Origin of the sequence: Tritonibacter scottomollicae, assembly GCF_032924845.1 — a bacterium.
Taxonomy (GTDB): Bacteria; Pseudomonadota; Alphaproteobacteria; order Rhodobacterales; family Rhodobacteraceae; genus Epibacterium; species Epibacterium scottomollicae.
In genome coordinates this window covers 262,241-276,535 of the sequence record NZ_CP136704.1, presented here as the reverse complement: position 1 = coordinate 276,535, position 14,295 = coordinate 262,241, and the positions used below count along the sequence as shown (strand labels likewise).

Annotated in this window: 14 protein-coding genes; 6 read left to right on the top strand and 8 right to left on the bottom strand. The window is 63.7% G+C overall.

Annotated elements, in window-relative coordinates; genetic code table 11:
* Positions 1-53 precede the first annotated feature (53 nt).
* Positions 54-638, top strand: coding sequence for a thiamine phosphate synthase (locus R1T40_RS01970; RefSeq protein WP_317386926.1), 585 nt, complete (start codon positions 54-56; stop codon positions 636-638).
* Positions 639-771: 133 nt separating this feature from the next.
* Here R1T40_RS01970 and R1T40_RS01965 read toward each other — a convergent pair whose 3' ends face one another.
* The 3 genes from R1T40_RS01965 to R1T40_RS01955 are packed head-to-tail and all read right to left on the bottom strand — an operon-like array spanning position 772 to position 3,387.
* On the bottom strand, positions 772-1,545 hold the full coding sequence (locus tag R1T40_RS01965; RefSeq protein WP_317385689.1) for a LamB/YcsF family protein: 774 nt from the start codon (positions 1,543-1,545) through the stop codon (positions 772-774).
* 49 nt (positions 1,546-1,594) lie between these two features.
* Positions 1,595-2,620: a 5-oxoprolinase subunit C family protein gene (locus R1T40_RS01960; RefSeq protein ID WP_317385688.1), complete on the bottom strand. Its 1,026-nt coding sequence runs from the start codon at positions 2,618-2,620 to the stop codon at positions 1,595-1,597.
* The gene (locus R1T40_RS01955) at positions 2,617-3,387 is read right to left on the bottom strand and encodes a 5-oxoprolinase subunit B family protein (RefSeq protein ID WP_317385687.1); all 771 of its coding nucleotides are present in this window, start codon (positions 3,385-3,387) and stop codon (positions 2,617-2,619) included. The genes R1T40_RS01960 and R1T40_RS01955 overlap by 4 nt, the downstream gene beginning before the upstream one ends.
* 142 nt (positions 3,388-3,529) lie before the next feature.
* Here R1T40_RS01955 and R1T40_RS01950 point away from each other — a divergent pair, with 142 nt between their 5' ends.
* The 5 genes from R1T40_RS01950 to R1T40_RS01930 all read left to right on the top strand — a co-directional run bounded on the left by R1T40_RS01950 (position 3,530) and on the right by R1T40_RS01930 (position 9,563).
* Positions 3,530-4,444, top strand: coding sequence for a LysR substrate-binding domain-containing protein (locus tag R1T40_RS01950; RefSeq protein ID WP_317385686.1), 915 nt, complete (start codon positions 3,530-3,532; stop codon positions 4,442-4,444).
* 81 nt (positions 4,445-4,525) lie between these two features.
* The gene (locus R1T40_RS01945) at positions 4,526-5,680 is read left to right on the top strand and encodes an aromatic ring-hydroxylating oxygenase subunit alpha (protein WP_317385685.1); all 1,155 of its coding nucleotides are present in this window, start codon (positions 4,526-4,528) and stop codon (positions 5,678-5,680) included.
* Positions 5,677-5,958, top strand: a complete 282-nt coding sequence (locus R1T40_RS01940) for a hypothetical protein (protein ID WP_106163221.1) — start codon at positions 5,677-5,679, stop codon at positions 5,956-5,958. Before R1T40_RS01945 ends, R1T40_RS01940 begins: the two co-directional genes overlap by 4 nt.
* A gap of 35 nt (positions 5,959-5,993) precedes the next feature.
* Positions 5,994-7,013 carry a GlxA family transcriptional regulator gene (locus R1T40_RS01935; protein WP_317385684.1) on the top strand — a complete coding sequence of 340 codons (1,020 nt, stop codon included), beginning with the start codon at positions 5,994-5,996 and terminating at the stop codon, positions 7,011-7,013.
* A gap of 129 nt (positions 7,014-7,142) precedes the next feature.
* Entirely contained in the window at positions 7,143-9,563 is a 2,421-nt protein-coding gene (locus R1T40_RS01930) for a GcvT family protein (protein WP_317385683.1), read from the top strand.
* 39 nt (positions 9,564-9,602) lie between these two features.
* Here R1T40_RS01930 and R1T40_RS01925 read toward each other — a convergent pair whose 3' ends face one another.
* The 5 genes from R1T40_RS01925 to R1T40_RS01905 form a co-directional block, all read right to left on the bottom strand.
* Positions 9,603-10,847 carry an NAD(P)/FAD-dependent oxidoreductase gene (locus tag R1T40_RS01925; RefSeq protein WP_317385682.1) on the bottom strand — a complete coding sequence of 415 codons (1,245 nt, stop codon included), beginning with the start codon at positions 10,845-10,847 and terminating at the stop codon, positions 9,603-9,605.
* A 98-nt stretch (positions 10,848-10,945) separates the two neighbouring features.
* The gene (locus R1T40_RS01920; RefSeq protein ID WP_106163217.1) at positions 10,946-11,296 is read right to left on the bottom strand and encodes a RidA family protein; all 351 of its coding nucleotides are present in this window, start codon (positions 11,294-11,296) and stop codon (positions 10,946-10,948) included.
* A gap of 38 nt (positions 11,297-11,334) precedes the next feature.
* Entirely contained in the window at positions 11,335-12,363 is a 1,029-nt protein-coding gene (locus tag R1T40_RS01915; RefSeq protein ID WP_317385681.1) for a histone deacetylase family protein, read from the bottom strand.
* A 17-nt stretch (positions 12,364-12,380) separates the two neighbouring features.
* Positions 12,381-13,667, bottom strand: a complete 1,287-nt coding sequence (locus tag R1T40_RS01910; RefSeq protein WP_106163215.1) for a TRAP transporter large permease — start codon at positions 13,665-13,667, stop codon at positions 12,381-12,383.
* 4 nt (positions 13,668-13,671) lie between these two features.
* Complete coding sequence (locus R1T40_RS01905) at positions 13,672-14,235, bottom strand: TRAP transporter small permease (protein WP_317385680.1); 564 nt, start codon at positions 14,233-14,235, stop codon at positions 13,672-13,674.
* Between the last annotated feature and the right edge of the window lie 60 nt (positions 14,236-14,295).

The window sequence follows — 14,295 nt, the reverse complement described above, 5'->3', positions numbered from 1 at the left end:
CACGGCACTTCCGCGGCCTTAATGCCCAGAGCGGGCTTTGCGGAGAGCGCAGGATAGAAGGGCTCTATCTGATTGTCGGGCATGTGGGCCGGGTGGAGTTGCTGGTGCCGCAGGGTGCGGATCTGGTGCAGCTGAGGATCGAGGGGCAACCAGAGGCCGAAGTTCGCCGCCAGATCGCCCGCGCACGGGATTTCTGCGCGGTTCACGACGCGCAGCTGGTGATCCACCGGCATTGGCAGGCAGCACTCGATCTGAACTGTGACTTTGTACATCTGACGCAACAGGATCTGGCGGAGGCTGATACGGACGCCCTTCACCGCGCAGGGATACGGTATGGGGTGGACGTCGGCGATGACACGGAACTGAAGCACGCCCTGACGCGGTCCCCGGCTTATGTGGCGCTGGATCTACGCGCGCTCTCGCGAGCATTCGAAGGAAATCAGCCGCTTGAACAACTGAAACGCTGGAAACAGACCTTTGGCGATGTGCCGCTTGTCGTCTCCGGCGGGCTGGTGATCGAGCGCTTGCACGCGGTGTTTGCAGCAGGTGCTGACTGCGTCGCCGTGTCCACCGACATTCAGAGCGCCGAAGACCCCGAGGCCAGAACCCGCGCCTGGGTCACGGCCTGCGAGGCCTGAACACACAGACCACGCGGTTCATTCGCTTGGTCTGACCCGGTATCCTGTTGGTTGGCTATCGGATGGAAGGCGGCAGGCCTCGGCACCTTTGCCGGCTGCATAATTGTACAATGGATCGCGAGATCCCAAAGGGTCAGAGCGGTGCCCCGGCAAAGCTGCGCAAGGTGATCCCTGCCTCTTCGAGTTTGCTGCGCACGCTTCGGGCAATGTCCAGCGCCTCGGGCGTGTCGCCATGCAGGCAAATCGTGTCGATCCGCGCTGGTATGCGGCTGCCGTCCTCAGCGTGAATCGCGCCATCCTTGACCATCCGCGTGATCCGCTGCCCTGCCAAATCCGCGTCGTGGATCACCGCACCGGGCTGCGAGCGGTCAACCAGGGTGGCATCTGCATTATAGGCGCGATCCGCAAATATCTCGCAGGCCACATTGCAGCCCAGCGCCTCGGCTGCGGCCTGCTGCTGAGTGCCCGCCATCACCATGATGATGATGTCCGGCGCGACCGCCAGCGCCGCCTCGTAGCACGCCAGTGCCATGTCCCGATCGGCCGATGCCATATTTGCCATCGCACCATGCAGTTTCAGGTGCCGCACCTCAGTGCCCGCGGCCCGCGCCATCGCTTGCGCTGCGCCCACCTGATATTGCACCAGATGCGCCAGGCTAGCGTGTGGCAAATGCATCTTGCGGCGGCCAAAGCCCTGAAGGTCGGGAAAGCCCGGATGCGCGCCAATGCCAACGCCGCGCGCCGCTGCCGCCGCCATGGTTTGAGCCATCACATCCCAGTCCCCGGCGTGCACACCGCAGGCCACATTGGCGGAGGTGACCACATCGAGCACCTCTGCATCGCGCCCCATCACCCAGGGGCCGAAGCTCTCTCCCATGTCGGCGTTCAGATCGACGGTCAGTGTCATCGGGCATGGCCCTCCTTGGCAGTTTCAGTGTCTGTGCGCATCTTCGCTGTCAGAGCGCATCGTCGAGGTCGCGGCCCGCTGTCGCGCCACTGACCAGTTGATAAGACAACAGGTCGCGCATGCTGGCCGGGTCGCGCAGCAAGGGGTGCAGCCGTGCAGGCAGGCGTTTCAGATCCTCGGCCGCGCGGCGTTCCAGCTCAACCGCCTCCTCCAGCGACACAAGCGTGAAGCTGAAGCGCGCACCGGCCTGGGCCTGCGCCGCGCGCGGCAGATCCGACGGCAGCACGGAGCCGATGCGTGGATAGCCGCCGGTGGTCTGACACTCGCTCATCAGGACATAAGGCGTTCCGTCACCGGTGACTTGAATATCACCGGGAGCGATCACCTCCGACAGCACGCTGAGACCGCCGTCGAGGGCAAAACCGTCTCCGTCAGGCACGAGCCGCACCCCCATGCGATTGGCGCGGGTGTCGCGGGTGAATGTCACATCCTGAAACCGCGCCAGCTCTGTCGCGCCAAAAAGATCCGTCTGCAGGCTGGGCACCATACGCAGGGTGCCGCCCTCCAGACGCGGCTCCGGCTCAAGTGCGAGGTTGACCACACCGTCCGTGTCATGACCGATCGGGAGGGTGTCGCCATCCTGCAATAGCGCACCAAGACCGGAGGCCAGATGGGTGCTGCGCGCGCCAAGGCGGCACTCTGTCGCGATACCGCCGCCGAGGTGCAGGTAGCCATAGGATCCGGCCTGCACCGCGCCGATGGTCAGCTGCGCCCCGGCAAGAAGCAAGTGACTGGCGTTCCAGCGCAGGGATGTCCCGTCATCAAGCGCGGCGCGCATCGGGGCGCCGGTCAGGGCAATGCGGGTGTCTTGTGACACCTCAAAGACGCCGCCCATGCCCGCCATCTCGATCGCGGCCAGATCCGGGGCTTGTCCCAGCAATGCCGCCCCTTCGAAAACTGCCAGCCTGTCCGCCGCTCCGCCCCGAGACAGCCCGAAGGCCAGGTAGCCACTGCGTCCAAGGTCCTGCAGGCTCAGCCCCGGCCCGGCGCGATGAAGTGTCAGCGTGCGGGTCATGACAGCACCTCGCAGGTCGCGCCGCCATCAGGGCCGTCACGCTCAAGCGCTGCGTATGTCTCTGGCGAAATCGGCTCAAACCGCACCTCGTCCCCGGGGCGGAGCACGAAGGGTTCGGGCGCATCCGGGCGAAACAACCGGAACCGGGTCTGACCGATGTGGCGCCACCCCGTCGGCGTGGTGACGGAAAACAGCACGATCTGGCGGATCGCCACCACAACCGCCCCCTCTGGCACCTGCGGTGTCAGGTCGGTCTGGCGCGGGATATCAAAGGCCGGGGGCAATTCGCCCAGATAGGGCTGCCCGGGCGCAAAGCCGATGGTTTGCACCCGCAGCTGTGTTTCGGCGATCTGTCGTACGGCTTCCTCGACCGTGAGCCCCGCACGCTCTGCGGCCTCCGCCAGCTGCGGAGCCAGATCGGTTCCGAACACGGTCGGCACGCGCCACAGCTTGCGCCCCTCGGGCAGCGCGGCATCGTACCAGTCGCGCGACGCCAACAGGGTCTTGACCTGCTGCATCATCTCGGCGTGGGCGGTGCCGAGCGGGTCAAACCGCAGATAGGTGGACACCAGCGAGGTCGAGGTTTCCTGCACCGCTGACCAACCTGCGCGTTCGACCGCGACGCGAAAGGCCAGCGCCGCGCGGTTGGCGGGTTCGCTGAGGGTGTCGGCAAACCGCACGACAAGACCGTCGAAACCGGCAGTGGCCACCTGTGGCCAATCCGATGTCTGCCCCTGTGGCGGCGATGTGGGCTGCGCGTTTGTCATGCCGTATGACTGCCAGCGGTCAAGCCGAAACACCAGACCCAAATGTCGGATGTGACTGGCCATTTGTCGGGAAGCCCACTCGTCAAGCCTCGCATGAACGCCCATACTCGCGTGACTTTCATTCAAGCTACGAGCGCCGCCCATGTCTCGCCGCCACTATGATTTGCCGCCGCTGACAACGCTCACCGCCTTCGAGGCGGCGGCGCGAAACCTGAGTTTCAAGAAGGCCGCCGAAGAGCTTTCGGTCACACCGGGCGCGGTCAGCCATCAGGTCAAGGCGCTGGAAGGCGAACTGGGCGTGACCCTGTTCAGGCGCAAGCATCGCGGGGTGGAACTGACGCCACCGGGACAGACGCTTTATGATACGCTGGCGGCCTCCTTCACCCGCATGTCCCAATGCCTGCAGGCCATCCGCGATCACGGATCTTCTGGCGTGGTAACTGTCGGTTCGACCACCGCGATGGCCTCGCTGTGGTTGTCGCCCGCTGTCATACGGTTCTGGCGTGACCACCCCGAGATCAACATCAACCAGGTGGTGCGGGATCGGGCTTTTACCACCTCGGCGGATATGGATCTCTACATCTGGTATGGGCGGGAACGGGATCCGAGGCTTGACCAATATCCCCTCTACCGCGACCGGTTGCTGCCAGTGACCTCTCCGGAGCGGGCCGAGGAGCTGGCCGACGCGGATCTGGAGGTTCTGGCACGCCAACGGCTGATCCATCTCGAAGGCGATGACATCAGCTGGACCAAATGGCACGACTGGTTCCGCCAGCTGGGCTACAAGGGTCCGGTGGCCTCCGGCATTCGGGTCAACAACTACTCCATCGCGCTGCAGGCCGCTCAGGACGGCGCCGGTCTGACACTGGGGTGGGAACAGCTGATCTCCCCCCTGCTGAACCGGGGAGACCTGCGTACTGTGACGCCGCATGTGCTGTCCGCCCCGCAAAAATTCTATCTGATCTGCAAACCGGAAGAGGAGCTGACGCCCAATGCGCTGATGCTGCGCGACTGGATCATTGCCACGGCCCGAGAGATCACGGATGAACCCAGCTAACCTGTGAGTGAGGTTTTCCGATATTGAGCGAATTTGACCTCGGCCACATGCTCTCTCAACTTCAGTCTGCAGGAGAGTGTGATGAACAAGCCAAGTTCGCTCGAGTCCGTGATGACCTCGGTCAACCGGGCCAACGGTCTGCCCAACGCCCATTATATCGACCCGGTGGTCTTTGCCGAGGAACGCCAGTCGGTGCTGTTTGCCAATTGGTCCGGTATCGGTTTTGGCAAGGACATCCCCGAGGCCGGCGACGCCAAGCCGGTGGATTTCCTCGGCGTGCCGCTCTTGCTGGTGCGCGATCAGGACGGGGCGGTGCATGTCTATCAGAACACCTGCCGCCACCGGGGCATGGTCCTGGTGGACGAACCCAAGAACATCCGCGGCACCATCCGCTGCCCCTATCACAGCTGGTGCTACAGCCTGAAGGGCAAGCTGCGGGCGGCCCCGCATGTGGGCGGCGTGGGTCAGAACACCCATGAAGACGTCAAGATGGACGAGCTGGGCCTGATCACCTTCCGCAGCCATGTCTGGCAGGACGTGATCTTCGTCAATATCGACGGCAACGCCGCACCCTTCGAGGAAGTCCACGCCGATCTGATCGAACGCTGGCAGGAATTCGACAAGCCGCTCTATCACGGCGGCATCGACAGCTCGTTCCAGCTCGAGGTGAAGACCAACTGGAAACTGGCGGTGGAGAACTACTGCGAAAGCTACCACCTGCCCTGGGTGCATCCGGGGCTCAACAGCTATTCCCGGCTGGAGGATCACTACAACATCGAGTCCCGCGGCAAGTATTCCGGTCAGGGCACGCTGGTCTATCGCCAGATGCAGGGCGCCGAGGGCGAGGTGTTTCCGGACTTCGACGACCTGAGCGACAAATGGGACACCGGCGGCGAATATGTGGCGGTCTATCCCAACGTGCTGCTGGGCGTGCAGCGGGACCATACGTTCGCCATCGTGCTGGAGCCGAAGGACTGCGAAAACACGGTGGAGCATATCGAGATCTACTACGCCAAATCCGGCGAGCAGACCGCCGGTCTCGACCATATGCGCCACCAGAACGCGCAGCTGTGGAAGACGGTGTTCGAGGAAGACATCTTTGTCGTTGAGGGCATGCAGAAGGGCCGTCACGGACCGATGTTCGACGGTGGGCGCTTCTCGCCTGCAATGGACGGGCCGACGCATAACTTCCACCATTGGGTTGCCACGCAGATCGAGACGGGCCGCGCCACATGACGCAGGAGTGGACATCCGAAATCTGGGCCACGATCCGCCCCGAGGAGGCCGCAGCCCTGCATGCGGCCATCCTCGCCGCCCATGCGCAGCATGATCTTGAACGGCTCGTCGACCTCTACGCCATCGCCGCCGACAGCAAGGAGGTGGAGGGCGATGTGGACGCGACCTGTTTCTTCCTGACGCAGGCCTTCGTCTTTGCGCTCGAAGCCGGAGTGGCGCGCGCCCATGAATTGAACCGCAGGCTGGTGGCCTATGGCCGCGCCTGGCCCCTGGAGTGATACGGTCTCTCCACCCGAGTTTGGGAGCCTCCCCGATGACCATCACCTTTCTCTGCCTGCCCGGATTTCCACTGGCGCCGCTGTCGCTGGCGATCGATGCGCTGCGGGTGGCCGAAGACATCAACGGCACTCCGGCCCTCGACTGGCAAACCGTCAGCGAGGATGGCGGCGCGGTGGTGTCCAGCAGCGGGCTAAGCCTGACCCCGGCGGGCGCATTGGCAACCGTGGCGCGCAGCGATGTGCTGCTGACCTTTGCGGCGGCCGACGGCGGTTTTGCCCAGCCCGCCGCCAGCAACGCCACCTTGCGCCGCCTGCTGCGGCAGGGCGGCAAGGTCGGCGCGGTGAATGGCGCCATCTTTGCACTGGCGCGCTCCGGCCTGTTCGACGGTGTGCGCTGCAGCGTCCATTTCACCTATGCCGACGCGGTGCGCGAAGGCTTTCCCCGGCTGGAGGTCTGCCCCACCCTGTTCTGCGAGGACCGGGGCCGCATCAGCATCAGCGGCGCGGCGGCGGTGTTTGAATACATGCTGGCGCTGATCGCCCAGCACACCAGCGCTGAGATCGCCGTGGAGGTCGCCTGCCGGTTCCAGCATGCCACCCAGCGCAGCGAGGGGGCGCCGCAATTGCTGCCCGGCCATTCGCGCAACCAGACAAGGGACATGCTGCCGCGCCCGATCCGCGAGGCGGTGCAGTTCTTTGCCGACCATCTGGAGGACCGGGTGCTGATCCAGGACGCTGCCGATCTGGTGGGCCTGTCGCTGCGGCAGTTCGAACGGATCTTCAAGCAGGAGATGGCCACCACGCCGGGCGCATACTACCGCCAGCTGCGGCTCGATGCGGCGCGCCAGAAGGTGTTGCACACCGAGACCCCGCTGTCGGAGGTCGCCTTTTCGGTTGGCTACGAGACCGCCAGCGCCTTCAACGCGATCTACCGGCGCACCTATGGGCGCAGCCCCTCCGCCGACCGCGCTAACCCGCAACGCAGCCGCGCCAATGCGGCCCTGCGCGACCATGCCTTGCCGCAGAGGCCGGCCCTCACTCTGGCGGCGGAATGACCGCGCGCCTTCGGTTTACTTCACCTCATGCGGGGATGAGAATTTTCGACGTTGCCCCACAGCCAACCGCAGTGGAACACTGATCCGCAAGCCAACCTTCACCACCAGCACAGTGAAAGCACCAATATCATGCGTACAGAAGCCAAAGCCGTCGTGATCGGCGGCGGGGTCATCGGATGCTCCATCCTCTACCACCTGACCAAGCTCGGCTGGTCCGACGTGGTCCTTCTGGAGCGGGACGAGCTGACCTCCGGCTCCACCTGGCACGCGGCGGCCAATATCCATGGGCTGCACGACAGCACCAATATTTCCCGCATTCAGCACTACACGATGACGCTGTATAAAGAGCTGGAAGCAGAGACAGGACAGGGCTGCGGCGTGTTCCAGCCCGGCTCGCTCTACCTGGCGCAGACCGAAGCGCGCGAGCACCAGCTGCGTCTGCAGGCCGCCAAGGCCAAGCTCTACGGCATGAACTTCTACGAGATCTCCATCGCCGAAGCGCAGGAACTCAATCCGCTGGTGAATTACGACGGCATCCGCTGCGTGATGTATGAACCCGATGGCGGCAACGTCGACCCCTCGGGCGTGACACAGGCCTATGCCACCGGCGCCCGCCAACGCGGCGCAGAAATCCATCGCTTCACCCCCGTCACCGCCACTGAACAGCAGAAGGACGGCAGCTGGATCGTGAAGACCCCCAAGGGCGACATTCGCACCGACTGGGTGGTGAATGCCGCCGGCCTCTGGGGGCGCGAAGTTGCCAAACTGGCCGGTCTGGACCTGCCCTTGCAGCCCACCGAGCACCAGTATTTCGTCACCGAGACCATCAAGGAAGTCGCCGACATGGACCGCCGCCTGCCCTCGGTGTCGGATCGCGACGGCGAATACTACCTGCGTCAGGAAGGCAACGGGCTGCTGGTCGGTGCCTATGAGAAGAACATGAAGTTCTGGGCCGAAGAGGGCACGCCGCTCGATTTTGCCCATGACCTGTTCCCGGATGATCTGGAGCGCATCGAAGAGAACATGATGAACGCCATCGAGCGCCTGCCGCTGGTGGGCGAAGCAGGCATCAAGCGCGTCATCAACGGGCCGATGATCTGGTCGCCGGATTCAAACGTTCTGTTCGGCCCGGTGCCGGAAATGCAGGGCTATTTCTGCTGCAACGGCATCATCCCCGGCTTCTCGCAATCCGGCGGCATGGGGCTGATGGCGGCGCAGTGGATGATCGAGGGCGAGACCCAATACGACATGTTCGCCTGGGACGTGGCGCGGTTTGACGACTGGGCCACCAAGGAGTTCACCAAGGCCCGCGTGCAGGATCAGTATGCGCACCGTTTCGCGATCCACTTCCCGAACGAGGAACGCAGCGCCGGCCGCCCGGCCCGCACCCGCCCGATCTACGAGATGCAGCGCGAAATGGGCGCGGTCTTTGGCCTCAACGCCGGGTGGGAGCACCCCTTGTGGTTTGCCGATCAGCCCGGCACCGAGGACACCAATGGCTTCACCCGGCAGAACTGGTGGGCGCCGGTGGGCGCGGAATGCAAGATGCTGCGCGAGCGCGCGGGCATCATCGACATCTCGAACTTTGCCAAATACATCTGCAAGGGCCCCGGTGCCGAAGACTGGCTGAACGCAGTCTTTGCCAACACCATGCCGAAATCCGTCGGTCGCTCCTGCCTGACGCCGCTGATTTCAAAACGCGGCGGCATTGCCGGGGATTTCACCGTCACCCGCACCGCCGAAGACGAGTTCTGGATCATCGGCTCCGGCATGGCGGAACGCTATCACAAGCGGTTCTTCGGCGCGGTCCCCCTGCCCGCGGGCACATCGTTTGAGAGCCGGACCCAGGAGGTCTGCGGCTTCAACGTGGCCGGGCCACGCTCGCGCGAGATGCTCCAGCGCATGACCAACGAGTCGCTGGCCACCGAGGATTTCCCCTTCATGCGCAGCAAGCGGCTGATGCTGGACGGGATCAATGTGTCGGCGCTGCGGGTGTCTTTCACCGGGGACCTCGGCTGGGAGTTGCACTGCGCCACAGAAGACCAGCAAAAGCTTTACATGACGTTGATCGAGGCCGGGCGCGACGTCGGCGCAGGCCCCGTCGGTGGCCGGGCCCTGATGTCGATGCGCATCGAAAAAGGCTATGGCTCCTGGAGCCGGGAATACAGCCCCGAATACTTCCCGCAGGAGGTCGGCCTGGACCGGCTGTGCAAGATGCAGAAGGACTTCCTCAACAAAGCCGCCGCCGAGGCCGCTCTGGCCACGCCCGCGCGCGAGGAACTGGTACTGCTTCATCTGAATGAGACGGATGTCAGCGCCTCCAACGCCGATGCCACAGGTGGTGAGCCGATCTTCAAGGACGGTGTCGGCATCGGCCGGGTGACCTCCGGCACCTATGGCTACACTGTCGGCATGTCGCTGGCGCTTGGCTATGTGAAGGGTGCAAAAGCGGGCGACGAGGTCGAGGTGATGGTGTTGGGCCGCCCACACAAGGCGGTGATCCTTTCGGAGCCCCCGTTTGACCCGAAGGGCGACCGCCTGCGCGCCTGATCAGAGGTTACATCCTGGCGCCATGACAACGTGGCGCCATCACGACAAAACAGCCGGGCGGTTTTCTGGCAGGAGTGCCGCAACTGCCGCCCGGTTACCGCCTTCGATCAGATTGGCAAGATGACGTGCTGTGGTGGGGCCAAGCGTAAAGCCTTGATGTCCGTGGCCAAAATGAAACCAGAGACGGTCATGCCGGGGGGCGGCACCAATCATCGGCAGCATATCCGGCAAAAAGGGGCGTGTGCCACGCCAGATCGGCCCCGGCTCTGCCGCACCGAGGTCCATGTAGGCGGGCAGTCCCTCCGCCGCGCGATCAAGCTGGCGCACATCCGGCACCCGGCCCGAGGCCTCCAGCGCCACGCCGCACGTCATCCGCAAGCCGCCCTTCATACTGCAGAGCACCACCCCGTGGCGGGCATCAAAGACCGGGCGGCGCAGCGTTGGAGTCCCGGCATACATGCGGTGCGCGCCATGTTTCATGATCATCCGCACCCGGTAGCCCAGCTCAGCCAAGAGCGGCGGTGTCCACGGCCCAAGCGCAATGACGGCGTGTTCGCCGGTGATCCGCTCCGCATCTGCCTGCACCTCCCATGCGTGGCCGACACGACGTAACGTGCTGGCATCGCCGACCCGGATCTGTCCGCCTTGCCTCTGGAACAGCTCCGCGTAGCGGGTGACCAATTCGCCCGGGGCGGCGCAGCTCCAGACCTCTTTCCAGTGGATGGCCCCAGCAGGCGGGGTGCGAAACACTGGCTCGGCCTCGCACACCTGCGAGCCGCTGAGGGTGGCGGTGTCGATATCATAGGCCTGCCGCAGCCGGTCGAGGTCGCGGGCCATGGCCTCGAACTCTGCTGCCTCCTGAAACACCGAAAGGTAGCCATCCTGCGCCATCAGATCCTGCGCGCCTGCCAGTTTGATCCAGCGGTCGTGATCGGCGCAGGCGCTGCGGATGAGCTGCGCATTGGGCTGCGACAGAACCTGATGCCGTCGGGGATGCGAAGAGCGATAGTACTGCCAAAGCGCGGGCAGCTGGCTCAGCACGCCGCGCGGCGACCACACCACATCGTTGCTGCGCCCCAAAAGGATATCAAGGATCTCTGGCAGCGCGCGGGGCATGGCATAAGGTTCTGCTGCCTCGGCCTGAATAAGGCCCGCATTGCCATAGCTTGTCTCCTGCCCCGGCGGTTTGCGGTCGACAACCGTGACCGCGTGGCCGCGGGCCTGCAACTCCAGCGCGGTTGCAATGCCCACCATTCCGCCACCAAGAACCAGAATTTCGGACATGAGAGAGGGCTCCTGCAGGCAAAGAATTCCACGCAGGCCCGCCATGTTCAGCGGGTCTACGCATTGGTGTCATGGGTCGGGCAACCTGCCCGCCGCGATCAGCCTTTGGCGGCGATGATCAGGATCTCGACGGTGAACTCGGGCGTGGCGAGTTTGGATTCACCGCAGGCACGCGCAGGCGCACGGCCCTCGGGCACCCATGCGTCCCACACGGCGTTCATCTCGGCAAAATCGCCCATGTCGGCGAGCCAGATGGTGGCTTGCAAGACGCGTTCCTTGGAAGACCCGGCCTCCGCCAGCAGCGCGTCGACCTTGTCGAGGCAGTCCTGCGTCTGCTGGGTGACGCTGGCCCCGGCGGTGCCGACTTGACCGGCGAGGTAGATGGTGTCGCCATGGGTGACGATCTGGCTCATGCGTTGGGTGGTGTGGGCGTAGGTGATATCGCTCATGAAAGCTCTCTATGGTTTGAGGATTAAAAGGAAATTTGTCAGCGCGCGGCAGATGTAAATCCGCCAAGCACACGGGTGAGGTTATGGCCGAGACTGTCGGAAATGTAACCGCCCTCCTGCACAAAAAGCGTCGGAAGCCCGGCGCGGGCGATCGTCTCGCCAATGCGGGCAAACCCGTCGCCGGTGACCTGAAAGCCCTGAAACGGATCGTCCTTGGAGGCATCAAGGCCCAGCGCAATGACCAGCACATCCGCGCCAAAGGCCTGCACCCGGTCAAGGCAGGTCTGAAGCGCGGCCAGGAACGGCGCATCATCGGTGCCGCGCGGCAGCGGCAGGTTGAGGTTATAGCCCCGCCCCCGGCCCTCGCCGCGTTCAGAACTGTGGCCCCAGAAGAACGGGTAGAAGTCTGCCGGATCAGCATGGATCGAAAGCGTCAGAACATCGTCGCGATCATAAAACAGTCCCTGCGTGCCATTGCCGTGATGCACGTCCACATCCAAAATCGCTGGTCTGAGGCCCCGATCCCGCAACAGCTGCGCCGCGATGCCGGAGTTGTTGAGGAAACAAAAGCCCCCCGCCATATCGCCAAAGGCATGATGCCCCGGCGGGCGGCACAGCGCGTAGGCCGCGTGTTCGCCATTCGCGACCAGATCGGCGGCGGTGATCGCGGTCTGCGCCGACCAATAGGCAGAGCCCCATGTCGCGGCATTGATCGGACAGGAGGTATCGGCCTGATGATAGCCCGCCTGCCCCAGCGCGGAGCGCGGATAGCTGTCGCGGCGATCACCGGGCTTGATGTGGGAAATCACCTCCGGACCTGCGCCCTCAACCTCGCTCCAGCGGGCATGGATCGTTTGTAGAAACGTCAGGTATTCCGGCGAATGCAGTGCGGCGATGGGGCCAAGGCCTGCGTCATCTGGGGCGGTAAATGCACAGCCGGCGGCCTCGGCCCCGGTGCGCAGGATCTCGGTGCGTTCGGGCTGTTCGGGGTTTGGCTTCATCACCCCATAGGCCATGAACTGGCTGGGATTATGGGCGCGCTGGCGGGGATCATAGATCGCTTTCATGTCGGTCTCCTCAGGCCTCAGCCAAAGACAAAATTGGGCAACCACAGCGCCACTTGCGGCACAAAGGTGGTGATCAGCAGCGTCGGCAACCATGCAAATGCGATCATGATGAAGGTGGGCTTCAACATCTCGCTGACCGGCGTGTCGGTGACCTTGGCGCCCAAATACAACAGCGGTGCCGTGGGCGGCGTGATATTGGCCATGCCGAGATTGACGCCAAGGACAGCGGCAAAATGCACCGGGTCCATGCCGGCACTCTGCACGATGGGCAACAAGAGCGGCGCCGACAGCAACAGCCCCGAGATGTCATCCATCAGCATGCCGATGAGGATCATCACCAGATTGACCATCAGCAGGATCACGATCGGGTTGTCCGAGATCGAAAAGATCAGATCCTTCGCCATGCCGGGGATGTCCTCGAACACCAGGAACCGGCTGACGATCACCACCACAAAGACCATCAGCATCACCACGCCAATGGTGGTGCCCGCATAGCGCAGGGTCGGCCAGATGTTCTGCGGCGTGAGGCCGCGATAGATGAACAGGCCGACGGGAATGGCATAGATCACCGCCACGCCTGCGGCCTCGGTCGGGGTCATGATGCCGCCGTAAATGCCACCCAGGATGATGATCGGCATCAACAGCGCCGGAAAGGCCCGCCCCCCGCGCCGCACAAATTCCTGCGGGTAGCTTGCGGGGCGTTCCAGCAGTTTCAGGTCCGCCTTGCGCATCAGCACATAGTTCACGATGCACAGAAGCGTAATGAGGATCAGCCCCGGCACCACGGTCGACAGGAAACATTTGAGCACCGATTGCTGCGCGACCCAAGCGTATAGGATCTGCGACGAGGATGGCGGGATCAGCAGCCCCAGTGGACAGGCCGCCACAATGAGCGCCGCTGCCGGGCCACGCGGGTAGTTTGCCGCCTTCAGATGCGGCATCATGATCGACCCGATGCAAGTGAGCGTTGCCGCTGCCGAGCCGGAGATCGACCCGAAAATGCCGCTGGCAAACACCGCCGCCGCACTCAGCCCACCGTGGAGACGCCCCACCAGAAGCTCCGCCACAGAGACCAGCGGTGCGGCGATACGCCCCCGCTCCATAATGGCGCCGGCCAGGATGAACAGCGGGATCGCGAGCAGGACGATGGAGTTCATCTTCCAATGCCCGGTTGGCATGAACCCGGTCACGTCATGACCGCCAAAGACGCCGATAAAGACCAGCACGCCGCCGAAGGACAAAGGCACGCTGACCCCGATCAGAAGCAACACGCAGAGAATGAACAGACTGCCGAGGATAATCATGGGCTCAGGCTCCGCGTGCGCTATCACTGTCGGCGGGCACGGCGAAGCGCGCAGCCGGAAGTTTCAGGAAAACAAAAAGCCGCAGCGCGCTGTAGAACCCCATCAGACCAAAGCCGACAAAGATCGCCGCACGCGGCACAAAGAACGGGATCTGCAAGGCGATGGTGGTCTGATAGCGCGGATAATCCCCGATCTCCTCGATCATCATGACCGTGGCCCAGTAAAACAGCACCGAGGTCACCAAAAGTTCGATCCCGGTGATTAGGATCGCGCGGGCGCGGCGTTTTGCGGGGTCAACGATCACGAAATCCAGAAGGTCGGCGTTCACATGCGCGCCCTCCCATGTGCCCATGGCGGCGGCGATAAAATAGAGCCAAAAGCAGATGATGAGCAGCCATTCCTCATAGGCGAACAGATCGGCGTTAAAGCCATATCGGAACACCACCACGAGGAAAAAGGTCAGCGCCATGGCGATACAGCCAAAGCAGATGTAGATGGTTTGAAGTCGCAGCAGAGTGCGGACCAGCTTGGCCAGCCCCGGCGGCAAATCCTGGCTCAGGTCTTTCATGGCGCGCTCACCGTCAAGAGATCATAGGGACACACAGGCCCCGCATTCCGGGGCCTGCTG

Excerpts from the sequence above, each read along its gene's own strand:
- R1T40_RS01955 (WP_317385687.1), bottom strand. The coding sequence starts at position 3,387 with ATGACAAACGCGCAGCCCACATCGCCGCCACAGGGGCAGACATCGGAT.
- R1T40_RS01965 (WP_317385689.1), bottom strand. The coding sequence starts at position 1,545 with ATGACACTGACCGTCGATCTGAACGCCGACATGGGAGAGAGCTTCGGC.
- R1T40_RS01935 (WP_317385684.1), top strand. The coding sequence starts at position 5,994 with ATGACCATCACCTTTCTCTGCCTGCCCGGATTTCCACTGGCGCCGCTG.
- R1T40_RS01960 (WP_317385688.1), bottom strand. The coding sequence starts at position 2,620 with ATGACCCGCACGCTGACACTTCATCGCGCCGGGCCGGGGCTGAGCCTG.
- R1T40_RS01920 (WP_106163217.1), bottom strand. The coding sequence starts at position 11,296 with ATGAGCGATATCACCTACGCCCACACCACCCAACGCATGAGCCAGATC.
- R1T40_RS01910 (WP_106163215.1), bottom strand. The coding sequence starts at position 13,667 with ATGATTATCCTCGGCAGTCTGTTCATTCTCTGCGTGTTGCTTCTGATC.
- R1T40_RS01930 (WP_317385683.1), top strand. The coding sequence starts at position 7,143 with ATGCGTACAGAAGCCAAAGCCGTCGTGATCGGCGGCGGGGTCATCGGA.
- R1T40_RS01915 (WP_317385681.1), bottom strand. The coding sequence starts at position 12,363 with ATGAAAGCGATCTATGATCCCCGCCAGCGCGCCCATAATCCCAGCCAG.
- R1T40_RS01940 (WP_106163221.1), top strand. The coding sequence starts at position 5,677 with ATGACGCAGGAGTGGACATCCGAAATCTGGGCCACGATCCGCCCCGAG.
- R1T40_RS01905 (WP_317385680.1), bottom strand. The coding sequence starts at position 14,235 with ATGAAAGACCTGAGCCAGGATTTGCCGCCGGGGCTGGCCAAGCTGGTC.
- R1T40_RS01950 (WP_317385686.1), top strand. The coding sequence starts at position 3,530 with ATGTCTCGCCGCCACTATGATTTGCCGCCGCTGACAACGCTCACCGCC.
- R1T40_RS01925 (WP_317385682.1), bottom strand. The coding sequence starts at position 10,847 with ATGTCCGAAATTCTGGTTCTTGGTGGCGGAATGGTGGGCATTGCAACC.
- R1T40_RS01945 (WP_317385685.1), top strand. The coding sequence starts at position 4,526 with ATGAACAAGCCAAGTTCGCTCGAGTCCGTGATGACCTCGGTCAACCGG.